This is a genomic window from Halomonas sp. THAF5a (genome assembly GCF_009363755.1).
Taxonomy (GTDB): Bacteria; Pseudomonadota; Gammaproteobacteria; order Pseudomonadales; family Halomonadaceae; genus Halomonas.
Window position 1 is genome coordinate 3,514,455 of record NZ_CP045417.1, and the last position, 23,817, is coordinate 3,538,271.

Genomic DNA, 23,817 nt, shown 5'->3' on the forward strand with positions numbered 1-23,817 from the left:
GGATAGACAGCGATTTCTTGGCATTGCGAGCAAACACCTGATGGGAACTGATCGTTATTCGGGCTTTACACTCATCGAACTCCTCATCGTCGTGGCCATTATTGCTATCATGGCTACCTGGGCCGTCCCCGGTTTTGGTCGACTTGTGGATCGTGTCGAACTCGACCGTCAGGTCGACCGGCTCTGGTTAGCACTCGGCACCACACGTCTGGAGGCGGCAGAGCGCCGCCAGCCCGTACACCTTTGCCCCAGTCGAGACAGCAGCGCCTGCTCCAGCGACTGGCAAGACGCGCTGATTCTGTTCGTTGACGCCGACGGAGACGGCGCCTTCGATGCAGGAGAGGAACTGATCCAGAGCTTTAATGCCGCCGCTAGCGAGGTAGTTGTCAGCCCTAACGGCCAACTGGGTAACGGGCTCAATTTCAAGGCTGACGGCTTTCCATCGGAGAGGGGGACGTTCGCGTTCTGCCACCCGGCCCAACCGGACGAACCAGCCCGACAGATCGTGATCAGTCAGGCAAGGCTGCGCCGAGACCGCGGCGCGGCCGATAGCTGCCAGAGCGACTGATGCTCAGCCCCAGCAGTCCGCGCCGTCACCGCTGGCGGTGACGCTACCGTCCTGCGCGAGCGTCAGGGTACCGCAGGCATCGTCCGCCTGGGGCCCATCAGCGATCGGCGTCGCCGCGAGGGCGAAGTCATCGCCCCCGTCGCTAATCGTAACGCTGAAGGTATAGCGATCGCCGATCTCTCCGTCGAGACCGTCGACGACGATCGACGGCGTCACGTCCCCCGGTGCCGCGTCAGCCACCACCGTGCCATAGCTGTAGGTCTGGCTGTAGCGCCGTTCGAGCTGCTGAGCCATCTGCTGCAGCATCATCTCGGCCTGGGTTCGGTAGGAGCGGTCGACGTAGCGCTCGTAGGAGGGCAGCGCGACGGAAGCCAAGATGCCGACGATGGCCACGGTGATCATCAGCTCGATCAGGGTAAAACCACGTGCAAGTCTCATTCAGCGCTCCAGTTCTCGCCATGAGACTCGCCCGAGCCCAAGGGGGTTGGCCGGATCACGCTGTAGCGTTACGGCGTCGCCGGTACTGCTCACGGTGTTGATGTTCTCCACATCCTCCTCCAGCCGGGTGTCCACCACCGGGGTGTAGAGCATCCCCTCGGTACCGATCCCTACCGGGGCGGGTTCGGCAGCGAAGAGAGGCACAGCTTCTACGTCGAACACGTTCTGGCCCCCATTAGTCAGAGGCACAGGCAGTCCCGAGAATGCCTGCAGTTCGTAAAGAAAGCCTTCGTCTTCGATACCGCAGATACCCTGCCCCGGGATCAGGCTAGTGATATAGAGCCGTCTACCATTGAGCAATGGCGCCTGGATCACACGCTCACGATTATCGGGGAAATCCATATACCAGCCACTTTCGGCAGGCACACCCGCTGAAGATGCCGAGAAAAAACGAAGCTTCCGCGTGTTGCCACCGTCGTCGGTGCCGGTTCCCTCAAGCAGCTTGCGCTCGGCGAGCCTATCGCGAGTAATGGGAAGTGACTGGCTGTTATCACGAATCGCATAGAAACTGTCCGAGCCACCCGCTTCCTGGGTATCGCCCAATGCATAGGCGTAGGCGCGCTTGCCCGTACCGAAGAAGATCATCATGCCGCCTTCGGGGTGCGTCGCCACCTCGATGGAGGCCGTGATCATCTGAGCGTTGCCGTCCGAGTCGGTGGCCCTGAACAGGAGGGTGCTCGTGATATTGTCGGGGTCAGACAAGTCGAAACGCCACAGGTTGCCCTGAAGGTCCCCCCCGTAACCGATGTCGACGCGACCGTTACCATCCGAATCCACCAAGGAGACAGAGGTCATGCCGTTGAGGCCAGCATTGGCCTCATTAGCCGGCACCGAGCGCAAGACATCTGCGGCCTCGATAGTGCCATCGGCGGCGCCATCCAGGTTGATCACGTAGAGTGCGGCCTTGCCGGAGGGGCTATTGTAGCCATTGGCGAACACCGCCGCGAAGTCACCCGTTTCGAGTTGAACCAGGTTGATCCTGTCCTCGAGATGGCCCAGATGGTCCCCTTGATCAGCGAAAAGGGCCGCTTCGTGAGAAGGGCCATACTCGAACAGCGCAATGCTGTCGGCATTGTTCTCTCCGAACGTCTCGGGGGAGGAGACATCCAGGGCAAAGAGCCCCCGACCGCCGTGGCCAAGACCGCTGACCAGCACGGTATGCCAGACGCCGCTGATCTTCACATCCAGCGCGTTGGGGCTACCATCGATACGGTAACGGTGGTCATAGTCGGGTGCGCCCAGCTCGCGCAGGTTCTTGTGCAGCATGCCGGGCACATAGGCAAGGCGCTCCTCGCCAGTTGCGGCATCGAAACCATTCAGCATGCCATCGTTGGCCCCCACATACACCACGGCGGGGCGCGGATCTTCATCACACACCGGCTTATCCGCCACTCTCCGACACCCGAGCTTATCCTCCCGATACTTCAGATAGGAGGTGTCGTCCGGCCCGCTGGGAACGTAGTAGCTATTGGGCTCGGCGACCACCACCGGGCGGGAGCCGATGATATCGCCTATCGGAGCATTTTCATCGCCGTCCTTCCACTTGCGGTTTCGGAACTCACCTCCGTTATCCTGTTCGAGGGAGCCATCGCCGCGCAGGTAATTGACCAGGTCTCTGTTACTGTCGCCCCCCAGATTATCTGGCCTGAAGGCGACTCCCGCGCCGTTCACTGACGTGATGATCTCGCGCTGGTCGGGTGCAGGCATCTGCTCCCTCGCACTCCAGATCACCTCACCAAGCCCACTGGCGGTGGTCTTCAACGCCACGAGGTCGCCTGACCAGCCGTTGGCGTTGTTGTACTCGGACTGGAAGGTAAGATCGCCATACGTCTGACTGAACCCCAGGCCGGCACCGGTCAGTCGTGAGTTGAGCAATACCTGATCCAACGCCGAACGCAGGGAATCGACCAGCTCACCGATGCGGTTGACCTCGAAGTAGTTCTCAGGCGGCTCCTCACCGGAATTACCTCCGTACTTGGCGGCATAATAGAGCGGCGGGCGCAGGCTACTCGCGCTATCCGAAGCCGATACGCGATAGCTCTGGGTGCTGGGGCCATCACCCAGCTCGCATGACCCTTTCGCCTTGCAGTAAGGCGACTCATCATAACCCTCGATTCCGGAGTGGACCTGAAATCCGTCGCTGATGCCCCCAGCGAGTGTCTCACTCTCCGCATCCACGTATCGTCCCGACGTGCCGCTGAGGATATAGCCGACCCCGGCTTCTCGGCTCGTGCTCTCGTCGGTTACCTCCGTGGTGATCGACAAGCGATTCCCGACGAGTTCGTACCCCATCGTCATTTCGATATCTGAATCGTAATCGCCCCCGAATTCCGCTACTTCCCAGGTAAGTTCGACGAGCCCGCTCGAAGCATCTAGAGCCTGGGGTCGAAAGTCCACCAACGCGCACTTGCCGTTGTCACGGACATTTTCACAAGCCGGCACGATACTGACCCCATCCAGCTCGATAATGGGTGTGTTGGCCGTCAAGCGAACGGCAAACGTATCCACCGAGCTGCCATCACTGCCGTCTGGTGACCTGACCACCTCGCTTTCATGGGCATACTTGGCCAATCCGGCCACGCTATAGGTACCTTCCAACCCTGGCGCGGCAGGACAGACCCCCTGTGCACTGGACAGGCTGCTGACCGACTTGGCCGTGCAGAGCTTGTCATCAAAGCCACCGTTCTCACCGATGAAGTATTGCCCGTCGATGCCCGACTCGGAGCCGACGTCGTCGGTCCATTGAGAAATATCCGGATTATCGGGAAGGCCGAGAGCGCCGAGATTGTCGCCATCCATCGATACCTCGCTGGCATTGATCAGGATCATCGAGTGGGCCGCACACCACTTGTCGCCGACGTAGTTGTCCCAGGCGGGCGAGGTCAGCCCTTCTACGAAAACCTTCTCGACCTCACCTTCCCCTACGCTGAAGGCCTGCGTGGGTGACTGGGCGCCGGAGAGATAGCGCAATGCCTCGGCGGTGATTTCGGCGAAGGGGTTGATCCAGCTGGAGCAGTCGCCATCGCCAACCGCGCTAAGCCGCTTTCCGAAAGGACAGTTGTCACTGTTGTAGGTGCCGTCGGAATAGCGGTATCTCGACAACCGGAAGGCATCCAGATTGCTGACAATGCCCGCCTCGCCGCTAAAGACTCCCGTCGCCGGACCATACTCGTCGTAGAAGCCTCTCAAGTTGGCACGCAGCACACCGCCCTGCGTATTATTCTCATAAGATCCCGTCATCAGCCCGAAATCGATGCTGCGAGCATACTCATGCAGCAGGCCGGTGGGCTTGGGATGACTGGATTCCGGATAGCTCGTGCAGGCCTCTCCCTCCTCTGGGCACGCCTCGACTCGAACATCAAAGGTAGCGCTGCCAGAATCGTCACTGTCGGGCCTTAGGTCATCGTCCCCATTGTTGCGCCCAGATTCATCGGCCCAAACGCACTGCCAGCGCTCGTTGGCCGCCCAGCGCGGCCAGCTGCCGGAGGCGGCACGGAGCAGCGGGGGTTCGTCGACGTCCTTGGACTCATCGTCAAAACCGCTACTGACGCCGGTGGTGTTACAGAAGGAGTAGGAGCCACTGGAGAACGGCGTATTGGCACTCAGCACCTGGTCGTCATCGACCACCTTGACGAAGGAGTGAGCGTCGTAGGGCAGATAGGCCCGTTCGAGTATGGTGGTATCCTCATCGTTGTCGCGGAAGCGCTTGCCGCCATAGAGCACCTTGCGCAGGACATCCATGCGCGTCATCGAGACCCAGTTCAGGAAGTTGCCGCTCCACTCGCCATCCCCCCCCGTGCAGCTGTAGTCCGCGGCCGAGGCGCCATCGGGGCTGAAGACGCCACCGTCATAGTCATAACAGACCCCGCTATCGAAATAGCCGTAGTATTCGTAGCTACTCTTGTAGCTGTCGTCGATGACGCCATCGCCGTCGATATCGCTCCAGTCGGTATAGGCCTTGAAGAACAGCTGATGGTCGTTGGACATGACCACCATGCTGCGCGGCGTGGCGCTGGCCAGGGCGCTGGGCGGGGTCAGCGTGGAGACATCGGAGCCGTCGGGGTCATCTTCGGCCTCGCAGAGCGGATATCCTTCACAGAGCTCGCCATTGTCGTCGTCTTCGTCGTCTTCGTCGTCTTCGTCGTCCTCGTCGTCCTCGTCGTCCTCGTCGTCCTCGTCGTCCTCGTCGTCCTCGTCGTCCTCGTCGTCGCTTTCGCCTTCATTATCACCAACCGAGCAAAGAGGGTGTCCCGTGGCTTCTTCACAGAACCCATCGTCCTCCCCACCGTCGTCGCAGAGCTCATCTCTTATCTCATCGTTATCTTTTCTGTTCTCCCAATTTTCTTGTGGGCTTGCACAGAACCCGGCGACTGTATCGGCGATACATATCGACCGCCCAGACCATGTATTTTTACTACATTTTTTGCTATACTTCTTTGAACTTTCCCACCATTCGTCATCCGCCATTGCGGAGTCAACCCCTCCCTCCGGGGACATGGCAAATGCGATTAGTGCCGGCAGCATCAGTTGCTTGATACGGCCAGGTAGCTTATTGCAGGACATACCGCGCCTCCAGGGTCCGACTGATATTGCCATTGGGTCCAAAGCCACGGGCGATCACGCGAAAGAAGTGATACCTCTCGCCACGCACCTCGTCCTTGCCGACCACCACGCTCTGGGTTCTGGTGTAGCCTTCGATGGAAGATTCATCGACGCAGGCGATCGCATACCGCGGTAGTGCTGCCAGGGTAATCTCTTCATCACCATCGCCCAGCGAAAAACCATCGACCGTGACGCCACTGGCGAGCGCCGCTTCCACATCATCGTCTTGCAGAGCATTGATGCTATCGATTTCGTAGCGCTCGGAGCCCCCCTCACAGAAGTTGATGCGATGGGGAGCCTCGTCCAGCTCCTGGAAAGCCTCGCGAAGCGCGGCCTCGGCGGCCTGGAAGGCGATCTGAGCGGCCTGATCGTTACTGGCCAGGCGCTGCTGCAGCCGCGAGGACTGGCTGCCGGTAAAGGCCAGCAGGCCGGTCAGGGCGAGCAGTATTAGAGTCACCAGCAGCGCCGCCCCGGTCTGTGCTCGACGTTTCACTATGGGCATCTCACTGGCGCTCCATCACATTGCGCAGGGTCACGACTCGGTTGAACCGCGCGAACATGCGCCGGCTGTCGAAGGTCAGATCCGCCCCCTGCCAGTCAAAAGACTGTTCGTTAGGAGCATCCCAGGTGTCGGTTTCCGAGCTCACCAGCATCTCAACGCGCACCGCCCGGAGGGTCGTCCAGTCGTCCACATCGTCATGGTCCTGAAAGCTCCCGGAGTCATCGAGATAGCTAAACTGCAACGCCTCGACGCCATTGAGTAGAGGCTGTTGCTGAATATCGTTGTCGTTATCGAATCCCGACTGGCAGCGTAGAGTAGAGGTGTCATCCAGGTAGATCCGAACCCAGGCGGTCCCATCATCCGGAGGAACCTCTCGACCGGCACAGTCCACGATGTCCTGATCGAACCAGTCACTGCCCTGATAACGCACCCAAAGCTCGGAGGAGTGATCGAGGCCTTCCCCCGAATCGGCCCCGGCAACAATCTGCCCCGTTGCAAAGGCGGGATGATCAACATGTGACGCCATGCTCGGGTAGCTCGTGCTCAGATCCATCCAACCCTCGCTGTAACCCGCCTGCAGCAGCTGACGTCCGATCAACTGCACCGCATATCGCTGAGCATTGTTCAACTCGCTCGATACCACGGTCGTCTGATAGCTCTGACGGCTAGAGAGGTAGTAGCTGGTGACCATGCCCACGATCAACAGGCCGATGACCATGGCAATCATCAGCTCGATAAGACCCACACCGGCCTGGTATCGAGGGTAGGCGAAACGTGGTGGCTTCATAGGCGGGTCTCCAGCATCACGCAGCCGCCCGAGGGTGCCTCGCTCCCACAGGCCGGCAAGGGATCGTCGGCCTCAGGGGGCTGCTGCCGCCAGCGCAGAGTGATAGTGACACGCTCAACACCGTCGGACTGCTGGACATCGATGGCGGCGAGCGAATTCGGCAGGGCCTGGGTGATATCGTCCAACCAGGTTTCCATACGCTCACATATGGCAGCATCGCCACCATCACAAGCCTCGATCGTCTCGTCAGCGCCTTCCACCTTGAATTGATCGGCGTTTTCCGGCCGTGTCCGGATGAGATCGGCCGCACTGTTGGCGAGCGAGACGGCATCGGACCGCCAGCGCGCATCGCGGGCATCCTGCAAGGTAAGCAACTGCAGTCCCGCCACGCCCAGCAGCGCCACGCTGATCAGCAGCAGGGCGATCAGCGATTCGATGAGGGTGATGCCGTCCTGTCGTGCCATTGATGCTCCATCTTTCTGACTGAGGCGCGGCGGCGCCCCGCTTGCCGGATCGGCCGCGTCCCCCGTCGCGAAGGTAGCGATCATGTAACCCAATGTTGCGACAGGTTTCAGCATAGCGGGTTTCACCAGATAACGCATACAAAAAGACCGGATGTTTTCCGGTCTTTCGAATGATGCAACATCAGGAAATCAAGGACACGAGACTTACGTCTCATCGCTGGCGATCACCCGGTCGCGCAGCTCCCGGGGCATGGAGAAGGTAATGGTCTCCTCGCGGCCGGCGAGTTCCTCGGGGGCACTGGCCCCCAGCGCCTGCAGCCGCTCGATCACGCCCTTGACCAGCACCTCGGGGGCGCTGGCGCCGGCGGTCACGCCGATGGCGCTCACGCCCTCGAGCCAGGCGGGCTCGACCTGCTCGGCGCTGTCGATCAGGTAGGCCGGGGTGCCGACCCGCTCGGAGAGCTCGCGCAGGCGATTGGAGTTGGAGCTGTTGGGACTGCCCACCACCAGCACCAGGTCCGCGCCTTCGGCCAGCTCGCGCACCGCGTCCTGGCGGTTCTGGGTGGCGTAGCAGATGTCGTCCTTGCGCGGCCCCTCGATCTCGGGGAACTTGGCGCGCAGGGCATCGATGACCCGGGCGGTATCGTCCATGGAGAGCGTGGTCTGGGTGACGAAGGCGAGCCGGCTCGGGTCCTTGACCTCGAGCCTGGCCACGTCCTCTTCGTCTTCCACCAGGTAGATCTGCCCGCCGTAGGCGGTGTCGTAGCGCCCCATGGTGCCTTCCACCTCGGGGTGCCCCTCGTGGCCGATCAGGATGCACTCCTGGCCGCGGCGGGCGTAGCGCAGCACCTCCATGTGCACCTTGGTGACCAGCGGGCAGGTGGCGTCGAACACCTTGAGGCCGCGCTCCTCGGCCTCCTGCTGCACGGCGCGGGAGACGCCGTGGGCGGAGAAGATCACGATGACGTCGTCGGGCACCTCGTGGAGCTCCTCGACGAACACCGCTCCCCGCTCGCGCAGGCTGTCCACGACGAAGCGGTTGTGCACCACCTCGTGGCGGACGTAGATCGGCGGGCCGAAGACGTCCAGCGCGCCGTTGACGATCTCGATGGCGCGATCGACGCCGGCGCAGAAACCGCGAGGGTTGGCCAGCTTGATCTGAATGGGATTACGTTGCATGTGGGCCTTGCCTTGATGCCGCAGCATCGTTGCATTGGATAAATCGAGAGACACAGCTATCGCGCTGCAAGCAGCGCTCCCACAGGAGCGTCTACCGCTCGCTCAACGCCAGATCGCCAGACTGAGAGCTCCTATAGGTGCTTCGGTGAGCCGCCACACACTGCAGGAGCTTTGCTTGCAAAGCGATGGGGTCAGTGAGTCGTGGCAGGCTTCACGTCCAGCACGTCCACCTCGAAGGTCAGGGTACGCCCTGCCAGCGGATGGTTGAAGTCCACCTCGACCTGCTCGCCCTCGATGCGCTTGATCACGCCGGGCAGCTCGCCGCCGGCGGCGTCGGCGAAGGACATCACCATGCCCACTTCCGGCGCGTCGCTCTCGAAGTCCTCACGCTTGAGCAGCTGGATGTTCTGCGGGTTGTGCTGGCCGAAGGCGTGCTCCGGGGTGATCTCGAAGGAGCCGCTCTCCCCGGCGACGAGCCCCTTGAGCGGGTGCTCGAAGCCGGGCGGCAGGTTGCCGTCGCCCACCTGGAAGGTCGCCGGCGCCTTGTCGCGGGTGGAGTCGACCACGGTGCCGTCTTCCAGGCTGAGGGTGAAGTGAAGGGTCACTTCCATGCCCTCGTCGATGCGAAGTTCCGGGGATTCCTGATGGCTCATGGCGTGTCTCTCTCGTGTTCGTGCCCTGGGTGCGGGCGCAGCGTGATCGAAGGTCGCACGCGTCTGGGTGTCGATGGTCGGGATATCGGGGCGCCGGGCCGGCTTCTCAACCGCGCCGCCGCGCCCGACGGCGCTCGGCGAAGAGCGACTCCCAGATCAGCCCAATGGCGCCGAGGGTGATGCCGATGTCCGCCACGTTGAAGGCCGGGTAGTACCAGCCGGCGGCGTGGAAGGAGAGGAAGTCCACCACGTAGCCGTGCACCAGTCGGTCGTAGAGGTTGCCCAGCGCCCCGCCGATGATCAGCCCGAGCGAGACGCCGAGCAGCGTCTCGTCGGCCTTCAGGCGGCGCATCCAGACCGTCAGGCCGATGCTCGCCCCCACGGCGATGGCGGCGAACAGCCAGCGCTGCCAGCCGGGATGGCCGGCGAGGAAGCTGAAGGCCGCGCCGGTGTTGTGCAGCAGCGTCAGGTTAAAGAACGGCAGCACCTCCACCGGCCGGGCGTAGTCGAGCAGCCCACTGGCCAGGTATTTGGTGCCCAGATCCAGCACGATCACCGCCGCGGCCAGCCACAGCCAGCGCAGCGGCCGGCGCATGGGCGCCACGAAGTCCTGACCTGTCTGCCGCTCGCTCATGGGCGCCTCGCCTTGCTGGGACATCGACTCTCTCCTGGGTGAACCTTAGGCAAAGCGGCGCGTCTCGCCGGGGCCATCCGGCAGGTTGCTGATGCAGCGCCCGCAGAGGTCCGGGTGCTCGGCGTGAGTACCCACGTCCTCGCGGTGGTGCCAGCAGCGCTCGCACTTGGCGTTGGCGCTCTCGGCCACGGCCACCTTCAGGCCCTCGAGTTCGGTGGCCTCGGCCGCCGCGCTCGCCTCCGCGAGCGGCGCCAGGCGCACCTCGCTGGTCAGCATCACGAAGCGCAGCTCGTCGCCCAGCCGGGTCAGGATCTCGCGCAGTTCATCGTCGACGTAGAGGGTGACCTCGGCGGCCAGGCTGCCCTTGATCGCCTTGGCGTTGCGAGCGTCCTCCAGGCACTTGTTGACCGCCTGCTTGACCTCGAGCACCCGCTCCCAGAAGTCGCGGCCCATGGCGGCGTCCTCTGCGAGAGTATCGAGCCCGGCGTAGTACTCCTCGAGCAGCACGCTATCGCCGCGGCTTCCGGGGATGTTCTCGTAGATCTCCTCGGCGGTGAAGGAGAGGATCGGCGCCACCCAGCGCGCGAGCGCCTCGACCACGTGGTAGAGCGCGGTCTGGGCGCTGCGGCGCGCCACGGAGTCGGCCTGGGTGGTGTACTGGCGATCCTTGATCACGTCCAGGTAGAAGCCGCCGAGCTCCCGGGCACAGAAGCCGTGCACCTGCTGGTAGACGTCAAGGAAGCGGTACTCCTCATAGGCGCGCTCGATGCGCGCCTGCAGCTGGGCGGCGCGATCCACCACCCACTGGTCCAGGGCCAGCATCTCGTCGAAGGGCAGCACGTCGCGCTCGGGCGCGAAGCCGTTGAGGTTGGCCAGCAGGAAGCGCGAGGTGTTGCGGATGCGCCGGTAGACGTCGGCGGTGCGCTTCAGGATCTCGTCGGAGACCGCCATCTCGCCGGAGTAGTCGGTGGAGGCGACCCACAGGCGCAGGATATCGGCGCCGAGCTTGTCCATCACCGCCTGGGGTGCGACCACGTTGCCCAGCGACTTGGACTGCTTGCGCCCCTTCTCGTCCACGGTGAAGCCGTGGGTCAGCAGCTGCCGGTAGGGCGCGTGGCCGTCGATGGCGGCGCCGGTGAGCAGCGAGGAGTGGAACCAGCCGCGGTGCTGGTCGGAGCCCTCCAGGTAGAGATCGGCGATCGGTCCCTCGGTGTGGCCGTGGGGGTGCGAGCCGCGCAGCACGTGCTTGTGGGTGGTGCCGGAGTCGAACCAGACGTCCAGGGTGTCGGTGACCTTGTCGTAGTCGGCGGCCTCCTCGCCCAGCAGCTTGGCGGGGTCGAGGCGGAACCAGGCGTCGATGCCCTCGGCCTCGACGCGCTTCGCGGCCTCTTCCATCAGCTCGACGGTGCGCGGATGCAGCTCGCCGGTGGCCTTGTGCAGGAAGAACGGGATCGGCACGCCCCAGTTGCGCTGGCGCGAGATGCACCAGTCCGGGCGGTTGGCGATCATGCTGTGCAGGCGCGCCTTGCCCCAGGCCGGGGTGAAGGCGGTGGACTCGATGCCCGCGAGCGCCCGCTCGCGCAGGGTGCGGCCGTCCTTGCCGGCGACGTCCATGCCGACGAACCACTGGGCGGTGGCGCGGTAGATCACCGGGGTCTTGTGGCGCCAGCAGTGCATGTAGCTGTGGGTGATCGGCGTGTGCGCCATCAGCGCGCCGACCTCCTCGAGCTTGGCGACGATCTGCGGGTTGGCCTTCCAGATCATCTGGCCGCCGAAGAACGGCAGGTCGTCGACGTAGACGCCGTTGCCCTGCACCGGGCTCTCGATCTCGTCGAAGCTCATGCCGTGGGCGCGGCAGGTGACGAAGTCGTCGACGCCGTAGGCCGGGGCCGAGTGGACGATGCCGGTGCTGCCCTCCTCGCTCTCCACGTAGTCGGCCAGGTAGACCGGCGAGAGGCGATCGTAGAAGGGGTGGCGGAAGCGGATGCCGTCGAAGGCCTCGCCCTTGGCGGTGGCGATCACCTCGCCCTCGAGGCCGTAGCGCGACAGGCAGGATTCGACCAGCTCCTCGGCCAGCACCAGCAGCCGCTCGCCGGTATCCACCAGGGAGTAGGTGAACTCCGGGTGCATGTTCAGCGCCTGGTTGGCCGGAATGGTCCAGGGGGTGGTGGTCCAGATCACCACGGCGGCGGCCTTGGGCAGCTCACCGAGGCCGAAGGCGGCGGCCAGGCGGTCGGCGTCCTCGACCGGGAAGGCGACGTCGATGGCGTCGGATTTCTTGTCCTGGTACTCCACCTCGGCCTCGGCCAGGGCCGAGCCGCAGTCGAAGCACCAGTTGACGGGCTTCAGGCCCTTGAAGACGTAGCCCGCCTCGACCATGTCGGCCAGCGCCCGGATCTCGCCCGCCTCGTTGGCGAAGTCCATGGAGCGGTAGGGGTTGTCCCAGTCGCCGATCACGCCCAGGCGGATGAAGCCCTGACGCTGGTCCTCGATCTGCTCGGCAGCGTACTCGCGGCACAGCCCGCGGGCCTGCTCGGGCTCGAGGTGCTTGCCGTGGGTGGTCTCGACCTTGTGCTCGATGGGCAGGCCGTGACAGTCCCAGCCGGGCACGTAGGGGGCGTCGAAGCCGGCCAGGTTCTTCGACTTGACGATGATGTCCTTGAGGATCTTGTTGAGCGCATGCCCCAGGTGAATGCTGCCGTTGGCGTAGGGAGGGCCGTCGTGGAGCACGAAGAGCTCCCTGCCCTGGCGCTCCGCACGCAGGCGATGGTAGAGGTCCATCTCCTTCCACTGCGCCACCCGGGCGGGCTCGCGCTTGGGCAGCATGCCGCGCATGGGGAAGTCGGTTTCTGGCAGGTTCAGAGTGTGCTTGTAGTCGCTCATATCCTGGGGGTCAGCCGTCGTCGTGGTCGGCGGGCTCGCCCGCCGAGGAATCGGAAGTCACGGCCTCGCGCGCCAGCGGCGCCGATGCCAGAGGAAGAGAATCGTCGTGCGTGTCGCCCGCCGGAGCGCCCGCACCGGCCGCGGGGTGCTGTGAAAAGTACGCCCGGGCCCGCGCGAGATCGGCGTGGATCTGCGCCTTCAGCGCCTCGAAGTCCGCGAACTTCACCTCGCCGCGCAGCTTGGCGCAGGGCAGCACGGTCAGGCGCCGGCCGTAGAGCTCGCCCTCGAAGTCGAACAGGTGCACCTCGAGCACCGGCCGGGTGCTGCCCACCGTGGGGCGCCAGCCGATGTTGGCCACGCCGTTCACCCGGCGGCCGTCGGGCAGCTCGGTCACCACCGCGAAGACGCCCTGCAGGGCCAGCGCGTGGGTCGGCTGGGGCAGGTTGGCGGTGGGCACGCCGATGGTGCGGCCGAGCTGGCGGTCCGGCACCACCCGGCCGCCCAGGCGATAGGGGCGGCCCAGCAGGCGCGCGGCGGCGGCGAAGTTGCCGCTCGCCAGCAGGGTGCGCACCCTAGTGCTGGAGACGCGCTCGTCAGCGATGGTGAAGGTGCGGGTGTGCTCGACGCCGAAGCCCCGCGCCTGCCCCACCTCGGTCAGCAGGTGGAAGTCGCCGCGCCGGTCGCAGCCGAAGCGGAAGTCGTCGCCCACCACCAGGTGACGAACGCCCAGCCCGTCGATCAGCACGCGATCGATGAACTCGCCGGCGGTGAGGCTTCTCAGCGCGTCGTTGAAGGGCAGGCAGAGGATGCGGTCGACGCCGCACTCGCCGAGCAGCGCCACCTTGTCGCGCAGCCGGGTCAGCCGGGGCGGTGCCTGGGCGCCGGCGAAGAACTCCCGCGGCTGCGGCTCGAAGACCACCACGGTCACCGGCAGGCCGAGCCGGGCGGCCTGCTCGCGGCACTGCTCGAGGATCGCCTGATGCCCGCGGTGCACGCCATCGAAGTTGCCGATGGTGGCCACGCAGCCGCGATCCTCGTCGCGCAGGTTGTGCAGACCTCGAATCACTCGCATGGGCGTCATCACGCTGGGAAATAAAGGGGTCGATTATAACGGACCGAGAGCCCCTTGACAGCCGGCGCGGCTTGGTCTTTCCCTGTGAGCGCGTGGCGACGCCGCCCGCGCCGCGCTAGCCGCGCATCCGGAAGTGGCGCAGGCGCATGCCGAAGGCCGCCAGCCAGGCGAAGTAGACCGCCGCCCCGGCCCCCACCAGGCCCGCCATCCAGGCGGCGCGGGTCCAGACGCTCCAGTCGAGCCAGGCTCGCCAGTCCGGCGCGAGCCACCAAAGCCCGCCGCCCATCACCGCGCAGCCGCCGAGCAGCTGCACCGCGTAGCGTCCCCACCCCGGCTGGAAGGCCAGCACGCCCTGCTTTCTCAGCAGCCAGCCGAGCAGCCCGGCGTTGAGGAAGGCGGAGAGCGCCGTGGCCAGCGCCAGGCCGGCGTGGGCCAGCGGCCAGATCAGGATCAGGTTGAAGACCATGTTGGCGACCATGGCGACGATGCCGACCTTGACCGGGGTCTTGGTGTCCTGGCGGGCGAAGAACCCCGGCGCCAGCACCTTGATCAGCATGAACGCCACCAGCCCGACGGCATAGGCGCGCAGGCTCATGGCGGCCATGGTGATGTCGCGCTCGGTCATCGCCCCGTAGTGGAACAGCGTGACCAGCAGCGGCTCGGCCAGCACGGCGAGCGCCAGGGCGGCGGGCAGGCCGAGCAGCAGCACGGTGCGCAGCGCCCAGTCGAGCATCGCCGCGAAGTGCTCGCCGGACTGCTCGGCGTGGCGCCGCGAGAGCGCCGGCAGGATCACCGTGCCGATGGCGATGCCGAACACGCCGAGCGGCAGCTCCACCAGGCGATCCGAGTAGTAGAGCCAGGAGACGCTGCCCGCGGCCAGCAGCGACGCCAGCACGGTGTCGAGCAGCAGGTTGATCTGCGACACCGAGACCCCGAACAGCGCCGGCGCCATCAGCTTGAGGATGCGCCGCACCCCGCGGTGGGCGAAGTCGGGCCAGGGCCGCGGCAGCAGCCCCAGTCGCGCCAGGAAGGGCACCTGAAAGGCGAGCTGGGCGGCGCCGGCGATCAGCACGCCCCAGCCCAGCGCCATGGCCGGCTCGGCGAACAGTGGCGTCAGCAGCAGCGCGGCCCCGATCAGCGACAGGTTGAGCAGCACCGGCGTGAAGGCCGGCACGGCGAAGCGGTTCCAGGTGTTGAGCGTGCTGCCGGCGAAGGCCGTCAGCGAGATCAGCAACAGGTAGGGGAAGGTCAGGCGCAGCATGTCGGCGGTCAGCGCCAGCTTCTCCGGGTCGCGGCCGAAGCCGGGCGCGAAGGCCCACACCAGCCAGGGAGCGGCCAGCATCGCCAGCGCCGTGATCAGCGCCAGCACCGCCGTGAGGCTGCCGGCCACCGCGTCGAGCAGCTCCTTCACCTCGCGCTTGCTGCCCCGGGTGGCGACCTCCGAGAGCACCGGCACGAAGGCCTGGTTGAAGGCGCCCTCGGCGAACAGCCGGCGCAGGAAGTTGGGGATCTTGAAGGCGACGAAGAAGGCGTCCGCCCCGTCGCCGGCCCCGAAGAGGGTCGCGATCACCACGTCGCGAACGAGCCCCATGACCCTCGAGAGCATGGTCATCACGCTGACCACCAGGCCGGAGCGCATCAGGCCGCCGGCCTTGGGCGCCACGGCACGGTCGTCGTCGGCCACCGCCGGGGGGGCGGCGCCGGAGGCGGCGGGCTTGTCGTCCCGGGACTCGGGGGGCTGCTCGTGATCCATCACCGTCGGCTCCTCGTACGGCGCGTGGCAGGAATAGCGGACACAAAAAAACCGGCCGCAGCCGGTTTTTCTGCTGGCGCTCGACCGGCTTACGCCGCGAGAGCCTTGATGCGCTTGTTCAGGCGGCTCTTCATGCGAGCGGCCTTGCGCTTGGACATCACGTCCTTGTCGGCGATGCGGTCGATGACCGGCTGCGCCGCCTTGAAGGCGTCCATCGCCTGGCCGTGGTCACCGCTCTGGATGGCCTTGATGACGCGCTTGACGTAGGTACGAACCATGCTGCGCTGGCTCGCCTTCAGGACACGACGACCTTCTGCCTGACGGGCACGCTTGCGGGCTTGCTTGCTGTTAGCCACTGACTGTCTCCTTGGAGAAAGTTGTAGCCACCGACTGTGGGTGGCATTTGATAACGATTTGATCCAACAGGGAAATAAAAAATCCCCGCCGGCCTGGCCATCTTTCCCGACGGCGCGAGTGAGCGCCATCGTCTACGGGCCGTGTCTGAGAGGATGGCATATCCTATCATGCGCCCCCGGGGCTTGCCAGCCCCGAACGTCGCCGGGCCGAGGCCGCCAGCCCGCGCCGGGCGCGGCTCCTAGAGCACCACCAGGTTGTCGCGGTGGATCAGCTCCGGGGCCTCCATGTAGCCGAGGATCGCCTCGATCTGGTGGCTCGGCTTGCCGACCAGCAGGCGGGCCTCGTCGGCGCCGTAGTTGACCAGCCCCTTGGCCACGCGCTGCCCGCCCTCGTCGACGCAGAGCACCATGTCGCCGCGACGGAAGTCGCCGCTGACGCCGGTCACGCCCACCGCCAGCAGGCTGGAGCCGCTGCTCTTGAGCACCTTCACCGCCCCGGCATCCAGGACCAGGCTGCCGCGCACCTGCAGCTGCCCCGCCAGCCAGCGCTTGCGCGCCGCCATGGGCGCCTGCTCCGGCAGCAGCAGGGTGCCCAGCCGCTCGCCCTCGGCGAGCCGGGTGAGCACCGCCGGCTGGCGGCCGCTGGCGATCGCGGTGACCGCGCCGGAGCGAGCCGCCAACCGGGCGGCCCGCACCTTGGTGGTCATGCCGCCGCGGCCCAGCGCCCCGCCGCCGCCGGCCATCGCGGCCAGGCTCGGGTCGTCCGCTCGCCCCTCGGCGATCAGCGTCGCCGCCGGGTTGCTGCGCGGGTCGGCGTCGAAGAGCCCCTCCTGATCGGTGAGGATCACCAGGGCGTCGGCCTCGAGCAGGTTGGCGACCAGGGCACCGAGGGTGTCGTTGTCGCCGAAGCGGATCTCGTCGGTGACCACGGTGTCGTTCTCGTTGACCACCGGCACCACCCGCAGGCCGACCAGGGTGCGCAGCGCCGAGCGGGCATTGAGGTAGCGCTTGCGGTTGGAGAGATCGTCGTGGGTGAGCAGCACCTGGGCGGTCAGCAGGTCGTGGCGGGCGAAGTGGCCCTCGTAGCACTCGGTGAGGCCGTTCTGACCCACCGCCGCCGCGGCCTGCAGCTCGTGCACCGCCGAGGGCCGGGCCTGCCAGCCCAGGCGCACCATGCCGGCCGCCACCGCGCCGGAGGAGACCAGCACCACCTCGACGCCGCGACGGTGCAGCTCGGCGATCTGGTCGACCCAGCCGCCGATGGCCGCCTCGTCAAGGCCGCGACCGTCGTTGGTCAGCAGCGCGCTGCCGATCTTCACCACCACTCGGCGGGCGCGCTTGAGCGCCTCGCGACCGATCACCTGCTCGTTGTCGTCCATTCGACCCTCGGTTCACCGTCCCGTCGGCAGGCGCCCGGCCCGCCTGTCGCCCTCAGGGCGCGTACTCGATCTCGACGTCGTGATCGTCGTCGTCATCGAAGTCGTCATCCGCCTCGGCGCGCGGGCGCTTGCGGCCCAGGCGAGCCTCGGTGCGCGCCACGGCCTCTTCCTCCATGCGCTCGCGCATCTCGCGCGCTCGCTCGGCGGCCTCCTCGTCCTCGTGCTCCAGCCGGCGCTGCTCGGTGAGCCAGCGGTGGGCGGCCTGCACCAGGGCGTCGGTGCCGTCACCGGAGATCGCCGAGACGCGGAACACCGGTCCCTGCCAGCCGAGCCGGCGCACGATCTCGTCGGCGGTCGCCTCGCGCTCCTCGGCCGGCAGCAGGTCGAGCTTGTTGAGCACCAGCCAGCGCGGCAGTTCGGCCAGCGCCGGCGAGAACTCGCCGAGCTCGTGGATGATCGCCTCGGCGGCCTGCACCGGGTCGGACTCGTCGAAGGGCGCGACGTCCACCACGTGGAACAGCAGCCGGGTGCGGGTCAGATGCTTGAGGAAGCGCAGCCCCAGGCCGGCGCCGTCGGAGGCGCCCTCGATCAGGCCAGGCACGTCGGCCATCACGAAGTGCTCGTGCAGGCCAAGCTGCACCACGCCGAGGTTCGGCACCAGGGTGGTGAAGGGGTAGTTGGCGACCTTGGGCTTGGCCGCGGAGACCGAGCGGATCAGCGTCGACTTGCCGGCGTTGGGCAGGCCCAGCAGGCCCACGTCGGCCATCACCTTCATCTCCAGGCGCAGGTTGCGCCGCTCGCCCTCGGTGCCCGGGGTGGTGCGCCGCGGCGCGCGATTGGTGGAGGACTTGAAGTGGATGTTGCCGAGCCCACGGCGTCCCGCCTGGGCCACCAGCACCACCTGGCCGATCTCGGTGACGTCGGCGATCACCTCGAGGGTGTCCTCGTCGATCACCGTGGTGCCCACCGGCACCTTGACGTGCAGGTCCTCGCCGGCGCGCCCGCTCATCTGCCGCCCCTGGCCGGGCTGACCGTTCTGCGCCTTGTAGAAGCGCTGGTACTTGAAGTCGATGAGGGTATTGAGGGCATCGTCACCGATCAGGTAGACGCTGCCGCCATGGCCGCCATCGCCGCCGTCGGGGCCGCCCTTGGGCACGTACTTCTCGCGGCGGAAGCTCAGGCAGCCATTGCCGCCCTTGCCGGCTTCCACGATGATCGAGGCTTCGTCGACGAACTGCATCTGTCACTCTCCAGGCGGCCTGTGCCGCCATGATACAAGAAGGCCCCGCCTGAGCGGGGCCTTCTCGATGCAAGTGCCGGCGGTCTCAGGCAGAGACGACGCTGACGAACTTGCGGTTCTTCGGACCCTTGGTCTCGAACTTGACCACGCCTTCGTCCAGGGCGAACAGGGTGTGGTCCTTGCCGATACCGACGCCGGTGCCGGCGTGGAACTTGGTGCCGCGCTGACGCACGATGATGTTGCCCGGGTTGACGACCTGGCCGCCGAAGAGCTTCACGCCAAGGCGCTTGGATTCGGAATCGCGACCGTTACGTGTGGAGCCCGCTGCCTTCTTATGAGCCATTGCAAATACCTCGCTCGTTCAGGGGGTCAACCGCTTACGCGGAGATCCCGGTGATCTTGACTTCAGTGAACCACTGACGGTGGCCCTGACGCTTCATGCTGTGCTTGCGGCGACGGAACTTGAGGATGGTCACCTTGTCACCGCGGCCGTGGGACACGATCTCGGCCGCCACCTTGGCGCCCTCGACGGTCGGCGCGCCGATCTTGACGTCCTCGTCGCTACCCACCAGCAGGACCTCATCGAACTCGATGGTGTCGCCGGTCGGCACTTCCAGCTTCTCGAGCTTGAGAGTCTGGCCTTCCTGAACGCGGTACTGCTTGCCGCCGCTCTTGATCACTGCGTACATGCTTTTCTCTCCAGGACTCATCGGGTGTGGGCTCTTCATCGACCTGCTGCGAGTGGCGCCGCTCTTGGCAACCATCTGACAGGGAGCATGATGAGTGGGGTCGCGGATTATAACCGCGCGCGAAATCGCATACAACCCGCGCCGCGCCTCCCTCGCCGAACCGCCGCGGAGCGCTCGCCCGCGTCCGCGGCGCGCCTTGACGCCCCCATGGGGGGCCCATAGCATGGCCGGCAACCCAAGGCCACCCGCGCCCTCGCGCCCCGGCCCCACCTACTCGTCGATACCGCCTCCATGCCAGCCAACGCCCCGCCCCCGTCGCCCAGCGCCACCGCCCACTCGCCGCTTCACGCGGTCGTCGCCGACGACTTCGCCGCCGTGAACCGGACCATCCTGGACCAGCTCGCCTCGCGCATCCCGCTGGTGGAGACCATCGGCCAGTACATCATCGAGAGCGGCGGCAAGCGGCTGCGCCCGCTGCTGGTGCTGCTGGCGGCGCGCTCGCTGGGCTTCGAGGGCGACAAGCACGTGACGCTCGCCACCCTGGTCGAGTTCATGCACACCTCGACCCTGCTCCACGACGACGTGGTCGACGAATCGCACCTGCGCCGCGGCAAGGCCACCGCCAACGACTCCTGGGGCAACGCCCCCTCGGTGCTGGTGGGCGACTTCCTCTATTCGCGCTCGTTCCAGATGATGGTCGAGGTCGGCTCGATGCGCGTCATGGAAGTGCTCTCGGCGGCCACCTGCACCATCGCCGAGGGCGAGGTGCAGCAGCTGACCAACGTCGGCAACCCGGATATCGACGAGGCCGCTTACTTCGAGACCATCCAGGGCAAGACCGCCATGCTCTTCGAGGCGGCCTCCCACAGCGGCGCCATCCTCGCCGGCGCCACCCCCGAGCAGGAGGCCGCCCTGCAGCATTACGGCCGCTACCTGGGCCTCGCCTTCCAGCTGATCGACGACCTGCTCGACTACCAGGGCGACGCCGAGGCCATGGGCAAGAACGTCGGCGACGACCTGGCCGAGGGCAAGCCGACCCTGCCGCTGATCCAGGCCATGGCCGTCGGCACCGCCGAGCAGGCCAAGGTGATCCGCCAGGCCATCCGCCACGGCGGCCTCGAGCGCCTCGAGGAGGTGCTGGCGATCGTGCACGACACCGGCGCCCTGGACTACACCCGCGCCAAGGCCGAGGAGATGGCCGCCAAGGCGCTGGCGCAGCTCGACGCCCTGCCCGCCAGCCCCTACCGCGACAGCATGGCCCACCTCGCCCGCCTGGCGGTGGATCGCCAGAGCTAAACATCGGCGGCCACGACGAAAAGCCACGCGAGGGGCTTGCACGTGGCCGCGCTTTGCGTATAATGCCGATCCGTCGCCAGGCATTACGGCGAACATCGGAGTATAGCTCAGCTTGGTAGAGCGCTGCCTTCGGGAGGCAGAGGTCGTAGGTTCGAATCCTGCTACTCCGACCACAGAATCGAGTAAAAAACGGCCACTTAGCTCAACAGAGCGGTGGCCGTTTTTCGTTGGGCGGGCGCCCGGGTCTAGGCGCGCCCTGCAAGGACGCTCCCGAGGAGCGCCCGTGCGGCCTACCGCCCCGTCACCTCGTCACCGCGCCTCGGCACGCGGCGAGCGTGGCTCATGAGGCCAGGTCGACGATGTCGTCATACAGGCTCCGGGACAGGGCGACGCCCTGCGCAAGATGCCGGCGCCGCGCCTCATAGCGCCGCCGGGATGCCAGCCTCGCCCCCTGCTGCTGGACCAGCGAGAACAGTCGCTCGGAGCGTCCCATGTGCACGGCCGCCTCGTCGCCGGTGATCCTCGCCGGATCCATGGCGATGATCAGCTCGCCATGGTACGGCAGGCCGCCCCGCCCACGGTCATGCTCGCTCGACTCGACGCTCAGCATGTCCCCGATCAGCGGCCCCGCAATCAGCTCGATCATGATCGCCAGCGCGGAGCCCTTGTGCTCGCCGAAGGGCAGCATGGCGCCGTGATCCAGCACCTCGCCGGGGTCCTGGGACGGCGCGCCGTCGCGTCCCACTCCCCAGCCGGGCGGAATCGCCTTGCCCTGGCGGCGGTAGAGCTCGATATCGCCGCGGGCGATGGCGCTGGTCGCGAAATCGAAGACGTAGGGATCCGCGTCGGGGCGCGGCCAGCCGAAGGCGATCGGGTTCGTGCCCAGCAAGGGCTCACGACCACCGAAGGGTGCCATGTACGACTGCGTCGGGTTGCAGGCGATCGCGACCAGCCCCTCGCGCGTCAGGCGCTCGATCTCCACCCACAGCGCGGTGCCGTGGACACAGTGATTGATCGCCAGCATCGCGATCCCCGAGGCCCTCGCCTTGTCGACCAGCGCCGGCAGGCCCTCGCGGAAGGCATGGGGAGAAAAGCCTCCCCTGGCATCCACCTTGACCACCGACGCCGCCGTATCCTCCACCACCGGCTCGGCATCGGGCACCACGCCGCCGTGGCGAAGGGTGTCGACGAAGCCCAGCAGTCGGTAGAGCCCGTGGGAGCGGCTGCCGTCCACCTCCGCCGCCACCAGGGCATCACTCAGGGCCTCGACATGGGGCTCGCTGAAGCCCTGCCGCCTCAGCACCCGGCGGCAGAGGGAGAAGAGCTCTTCTCTCGTCAGGGTCACATCGGCATCCGAGCCGCCCAGGGTTGCATCACTCACTCGATCTCACTCCTTTCTTGTGGCCCGGGGTCATTTCCATGATGGTCCGCTCAGTGCATCCGGTAGCCACAGCGCCAGCGAGGGGAACGCCAGCACCAGCGCCAGCACGATCAGCTGCAGGCCGATGAACGGCATGACGCCCTTGTACATGTGCTTGAGCGTCACCTCGGGCGGCGTGATGGCCCGCAGGTAGAAGATCGACGGCGCCAGGGGCGGCGTCAGGTAGCTGGTCTGCATGACCACCAGGAAGGCGACGCAGAACCAGATCTCGTCGAAGCCCAGGGCGCCCACGATCGGCATCGCGACCGGAATGACGATCAGCACCACGGAGATCATGTCGAGCACGAACCCCGCCAGGAAGGCGATCAGCAGGATGGTGCCGAGGATGAGCCAGGGGCTCATGCCCGTCTCCATCAGCATGGACTGGACCGTTGCCATGCCGCCGGAGGCGAAGAACACGCCCGCGAACATGTTGCCGCCCAGCACGATCAGCAGGATCATCGCGGTGATATTGAGCGTCCTGATCGCGGCCTGCCAGAGCACGGCGGCCGTCAGGTTACGATAGGCCAGCGCCAGCAGCACCGAGCCCAGGGCGCCGCAGGCCGCGGCCTCGGTGGGCGTCGCCACCCCCATCAGGATGGTGCCCAGCACGATCATGATCAGCCCCATGGTCGGCAGCAGGGCGCTGAAGGTGACCCACAGCATCTCTCCCCAGCTCGGGCGCGCCTGCGCATCATCGAGGCGGGGGGCCAGCCGGGGCTTCATGGCGGCGATGAACACGATGTACAGCAGGAACAGCACCGCCATCAGGAAGCCGGGGAACAGCAGGCCACTGAACAGCGAACCGACCGACACCCCGGCCACGGGGCCGAGCACGACCACGGTGATGGAGGGCGGGATCGCCGTGCCCAGGGAGCCACTGGCGCAGATGGTGCCCGAGATCAGCGACTTGTCGTAGCGATGCTTGAGCATCACCGGCACGGCCAGCATGCCGATCACGGCCTCGGTGGCACCGACCACGCCGCTGGCGGCCGCGAAGACGGTCCCCATGATGACGGCCCCCACGCCGAGCCCGCCCGGGAGGCGGCGCGTCCACAGATGGATGGCGCCGAACAGCCGCTCGGCGATCCCCGAGTTCTCGAGCATCGCCCCCATGAAGATAAACAGCGGCACGGCGGCCAGGATGGAGTTGGAGGCCGTGTCCTCGATCTTGGTCAACAGCTGGTAAGCGGCGGCATCCCCGAACTGGGCGATGCCGAAGAGGGTCGCCACCACGATCATCGAGAACGCGATGGGGAACCCGAGAACGATCAGCCCGATCAGGGAGGGAAACATGATCAGCGCTAGATAGTCACTCATGAGCCTTCTCCCTGCCCGACCGCGCGCCCGGTCAGCGTCGCGGCAAACTTCAGCATCTCGGCGATGACCTGCAGGGCGAGCAGCAGGAAGCCAAGCAGCCAGACGCTGAACACCGGCCAGATGACCGGGTTCCATGCCGAGCGCCCGGAGCGCTCGCTCGACGCGAAGGCCTCCAGGGCGTAGAAGGAGAGCTCCCAGACCAGCCAGCCCAGCACCGGCAGGAAGCCGGCATAGCAGACCAGGTTGACCAGCGCCTTGGTGCGAGGCGCGAACCGCTGGCTGACGACATCCACGCTCACGTGCTGGCCGACCCGCAGGGCATTGGCCATGCCCAGCATGAAGATCGCCCCCATCACCATGTAGCTGATTTCAAACGCCCAGAGCGTGGGCCGGCCGAGCACGTACCGGCTGAACACCTCGTAGACGAGGGACGCCACCAGCGGGAACGTCAGCAAGGCACCGACATATCCCGCCCAGCGCGTCAGGCGCTCGATGAGACCAATTGTTTTCATGGGAAAGCCC

21 protein-coding genes and 1 tRNA gene are annotated in these 23,817 nt (G+C 66.2%); 3 read left to right on the forward strand and 19 right to left on the reverse strand.

The window, feature by feature from the left end; genetic code table 11:
• Positions 1-40 precede the first annotated feature (40 nt).
• A complete protein-coding gene (locus FIU83_RS15925; RefSeq protein WP_152485409.1) occupies positions 41-568 on the forward strand; it encodes a GspH/FimT family pseudopilin in 528 nt (175 codons plus the stop codon).
• Between the two features lie 3 nt (positions 569-571).
• On the opposite strand, the gene FIU83_RS15930 is transcribed toward FIU83_RS15925, so the two are convergent.
• The 16 genes from FIU83_RS15930 to rplU form a co-directional block, all read right to left on the reverse strand.
• Entirely contained in the window at positions 572-1,006 is a 435-nt protein-coding gene (locus FIU83_RS15930) for a type IV pilin protein (protein ID WP_152484951.1), read from the reverse strand.
• A complete protein-coding gene (locus FIU83_RS15935) occupies positions 1,007-5,629 on the reverse strand; it encodes a pilus assembly protein (RefSeq protein ID WP_216645043.1) in 4,623 nt (1,540 codons plus the stop codon).
• Positions 5,616-6,170 carry a PilX N-terminal domain-containing pilus assembly protein gene (locus tag FIU83_RS15940; RefSeq protein ID WP_152484953.1) on the reverse strand — a complete coding sequence of 185 codons (555 nt, stop codon included), beginning with the start codon at positions 6,168-6,170 and terminating at the stop codon, positions 5,616-5,618. Before FIU83_RS15940 ends, FIU83_RS15935 begins: the two co-directional genes overlap by 14 nt.
• A 1-nt stretch (position 6,171) precedes the next feature.
• A complete protein-coding gene (locus FIU83_RS15945) occupies positions 6,172-6,957 on the reverse strand; it encodes a PilW family protein (RefSeq protein WP_152484954.1) in 786 nt (261 codons plus the stop codon).
• Positions 6,954-7,535: a type IV pilus modification protein PilV gene (gene pilV, locus FIU83_RS15950; RefSeq protein ID WP_172976105.1), complete on the reverse strand. Its 582-nt coding sequence runs from the start codon at positions 7,533-7,535 to the stop codon at positions 6,954-6,956. The genes FIU83_RS15945 and pilV overlap by 4 nt, the downstream gene beginning before the upstream one ends.
• Positions 7,536-7,625: 90 nt before the next feature.
• Positions 7,626-8,600 carry a 4-hydroxy-3-methylbut-2-enyl diphosphate reductase gene (gene ispH, locus FIU83_RS15955; protein ID WP_152484956.1) on the reverse strand — a complete coding sequence of 325 codons (975 nt, stop codon included), beginning with the start codon at positions 8,598-8,600 and terminating at the stop codon, positions 7,626-7,628.
• A 191-nt stretch (positions 8,601-8,791) separates the two neighbouring features.
• Positions 8,792-9,253 carry an FKBP-type peptidyl-prolyl cis-trans isomerase gene (gene fkpB, locus FIU83_RS15960; protein WP_152484957.1) on the reverse strand — a complete coding sequence of 154 codons (462 nt, stop codon included), beginning with the start codon at positions 9,251-9,253 and terminating at the stop codon, positions 8,792-8,794.
• A 106-nt stretch (positions 9,254-9,359) separates the two neighbouring features.
• Positions 9,360-9,848, reverse strand: a complete 489-nt coding sequence (lspA, locus tag FIU83_RS15965; RefSeq protein ID WP_152485410.1) for a signal peptidase II — start codon at positions 9,846-9,848, stop codon at positions 9,360-9,362.
• An 84-nt stretch (positions 9,849-9,932) separates the two neighbouring features.
• Positions 9,933-12,770 (reverse strand): isoleucine--tRNA ligase, encoded by a 2,838-nt coding sequence (gene ileS / locus FIU83_RS15970; RefSeq protein WP_152484958.1) that lies wholly within the window; start codon positions 12,768-12,770, stop codon positions 9,933-9,935.
• Positions 12,771-12,780: 10 nt separating this feature from the next.
• Complete coding sequence (ribF, locus tag FIU83_RS15975) at positions 12,781-13,842, reverse strand: bifunctional riboflavin kinase/FAD synthetase (RefSeq protein WP_152484959.1); 1,062 nt, start codon at positions 13,840-13,842, stop codon at positions 12,781-12,783.
• A 115-nt stretch (positions 13,843-13,957) separates the two neighbouring features.
• On the reverse strand, positions 13,958-15,481 hold the full coding sequence (gene murJ, locus FIU83_RS15980; RefSeq protein ID WP_253939605.1) for a murein biosynthesis integral membrane protein MurJ: 1,524 nt from the start codon (positions 15,479-15,481) through the stop codon (positions 13,958-13,960).
• A gap of 203 nt (positions 15,482-15,684) precedes the next feature.
• Positions 15,685-15,951 (reverse strand): 30S ribosomal protein S20, encoded by a 267-nt coding sequence (rpsT, locus tag FIU83_RS15985; protein ID WP_152484961.1) that lies wholly within the window; start codon positions 15,949-15,951, stop codon positions 15,685-15,687.
• A gap of 239 nt (positions 15,952-16,190) precedes the next feature.
• Positions 16,191-17,330 carry a glutamate 5-kinase gene (proB, locus tag FIU83_RS15990; RefSeq protein ID WP_152484962.1) on the reverse strand — a complete coding sequence of 380 codons (1,140 nt, stop codon included), beginning with the start codon at positions 17,328-17,330 and terminating at the stop codon, positions 16,191-16,193.
• A gap of 52 nt (positions 17,331-17,382) precedes the next feature.
• Positions 17,383-18,570 (reverse strand): Obg family GTPase CgtA, encoded by a 1,188-nt coding sequence (gene cgtA / locus FIU83_RS15995; RefSeq protein WP_152484963.1) that lies wholly within the window; start codon positions 18,568-18,570, stop codon positions 17,383-17,385.
• An 85-nt stretch (positions 18,571-18,655) separates the two neighbouring features.
• Positions 18,656-18,913, reverse strand: coding sequence for a 50S ribosomal protein L27 (rpmA, locus tag FIU83_RS16000; RefSeq protein ID WP_040183062.1), 258 nt, complete (start codon positions 18,911-18,913; stop codon positions 18,656-18,658).
• Between the two features lie 34 nt (positions 18,914-18,947).
• The gene (gene rplU, locus FIU83_RS16005; protein ID WP_108446968.1) at positions 18,948-19,259 is read right to left on the reverse strand and encodes a 50S ribosomal protein L21; all 312 of its coding nucleotides are present in this window, start codon (positions 19,257-19,259) and stop codon (positions 18,948-18,950) included.
• A gap of 291 nt (positions 19,260-19,550) precedes the next feature.
• Here rplU and ispB point away from each other — a divergent pair, with 291 nt between their 5' ends.
• Both ispB and FIU83_RS16015 read left to right on the forward strand, forming a co-directional pair.
• Entirely contained in the window at positions 19,551-20,555 is a 1,005-nt protein-coding gene (ispB, locus tag FIU83_RS16010) for an octaprenyl diphosphate synthase (protein WP_152484964.1), read from the forward strand.
• 96 nt (positions 20,556-20,651) lie between these two features.
• Positions 20,652-20,728: transfer RNA gene (locus tag FIU83_RS16015), tRNA-Pro, on the forward strand.
• Between the two features lie 167 nt (positions 20,729-20,895).
• Here FIU83_RS16015 and FIU83_RS16020 read toward each other — a convergent pair.
• From FIU83_RS16020 to FIU83_RS16030, 3 genes are read right to left on the reverse strand one after another with little or no spacing between them, the layout of a single operon-like run.
• Positions 20,896-21,936 carry an Ldh family oxidoreductase gene (locus tag FIU83_RS16020; protein WP_253939501.1) on the reverse strand — a complete coding sequence of 347 codons (1,041 nt, stop codon included), beginning with the start codon at positions 21,934-21,936 and terminating at the stop codon, positions 20,896-20,898.
• Positions 21,937-21,966: 30 nt separating this feature from the next.
• Complete coding sequence (locus FIU83_RS16025) at positions 21,967-23,295, reverse strand: TRAP transporter large permease subunit (protein ID WP_152484965.1); 1,329 nt, start codon at positions 23,293-23,295, stop codon at positions 21,967-21,969.
• On the reverse strand, positions 23,292-23,807 hold the full coding sequence (locus FIU83_RS16030) for a TRAP transporter small permease subunit (RefSeq protein WP_152484966.1): 516 nt from the start codon (positions 23,805-23,807) through the stop codon (positions 23,292-23,294). The genes FIU83_RS16025 and FIU83_RS16030 overlap by 4 nt, the downstream gene beginning before the upstream one ends.
• Between the last annotated feature and the right edge of the window lie 10 nt (positions 23,808-23,817).

What these genes read in the sequence shown, in the direction of transcription:
- FIU83_RS15925 (WP_152485409.1), top strand. Translation starts at nt 41, where the DNA reads ATGGGAACTGATCGTTATTCGGGCTTTACACTCATCGAACTCCTCATC.
- FIU83_RS15930 (WP_152484951.1), bottom strand. Translation starts at nt 1,006, where the DNA reads ATGAGACTTGCACGTGGTTTTACCCTGATCGAGCTGATGATCACCGTG.
- FIU83_RS15935 (WP_216645043.1), bottom strand. Translation starts at nt 5,629, where the DNA reads ATGTCCTGCAATAAGCTACCTGGCCGTATCAAGCAACTGATGCTGCCG.
- FIU83_RS15940 (WP_152484953.1), bottom strand. Translation starts at nt 6,170, where the DNA reads ATGCCCATAGTGAAACGTCGAGCACAGACCGGGGCGGCGCTGCTGGTG.
- FIU83_RS15945 (WP_152484954.1), bottom strand. Translation starts at nt 6,957, where the DNA reads ATGAAGCCACCACGTTTCGCCTACCCTCGATACCAGGCCGGTGTGGGT.
- pilV (WP_172976105.1), bottom strand. Translation starts at nt 7,535, where the DNA reads ATGCTGAAACCTGTCGCAACATTGGGTTACATGATCGCTACCTTCGCG.
- ispH (WP_152484956.1), bottom strand. Translation starts at nt 8,600, where the DNA reads ATGCAACGTAATCCCATTCAGATCAAGCTGGCCAACCCTCGCGGTTTC.
- fkpB (WP_152484957.1), bottom strand. Translation starts at nt 9,253, where the DNA reads ATGAGCCATCAGGAATCCCCGGAACTTCGCATCGACGAGGGCATGGAA.
- lspA (WP_152485410.1), bottom strand. Translation starts at nt 9,848, where the DNA reads ATGCGCCGGCCGCTGCGCTGGCTGTGGCTGGCCGCGGCGGTGATCGTG.
- ileS (WP_152484958.1), bottom strand. Translation starts at nt 12,770, where the DNA reads ATGAGCGACTACAAGCACACTCTGAACCTGCCAGAAACCGACTTCCCC.
- ribF (WP_152484959.1), bottom strand. Translation starts at nt 13,842, where the DNA reads ATGCGAGTGATTCGAGGTCTGCACAACCTGCGCGACGAGGATCGCGGC.
- murJ (WP_253939605.1), bottom strand. Translation starts at nt 15,481, where the DNA reads ATGCGCTCCGGCCTGGTGGTCAGCGTGATGACCATGCTCTCGAGGGTC.
- proB (WP_152484962.1), bottom strand. Translation starts at nt 17,330, where the DNA reads ATGGACGACAACGAGCAGGTGATCGGTCGCGAGGCGCTCAAGCGCGCC.
- cgtA (WP_152484963.1), bottom strand. Translation starts at nt 18,570, where the DNA reads ATGCAGTTCGTCGACGAAGCCTCGATCATCGTGGAAGCCGGCAAGGGC.
- rpmA (WP_040183062.1), bottom strand. Translation starts at nt 18,913, where the DNA reads ATGGCTCATAAGAAGGCAGCGGGCTCCACACGTAACGGTCGCGATTCC.
- rplU (WP_108446968.1), bottom strand. Translation starts at nt 19,259, where the DNA reads ATGTACGCAGTGATCAAGAGCGGCGGCAAGCAGTACCGCGTTCAGGAA.
- ispB (WP_152484964.1), top strand. Translation starts at nt 19,551, where the DNA reads ATGCCAGCCAACGCCCCGCCCCCGTCGCCCAGCGCCACCGCCCACTCG.
- FIU83_RS16025 (WP_152484965.1), bottom strand. Translation starts at nt 23,295, where the DNA reads ATGAGTGACTATCTAGCGCTGATCATGTTTCCCTCCCTGATCGGGCTG.
- FIU83_RS16030 (WP_152484966.1), bottom strand. Translation starts at nt 23,807, where the DNA reads ATGAAAACAATTGGTCTCATCGAGCGCCTGACGCGCTGGGCGGGATAT.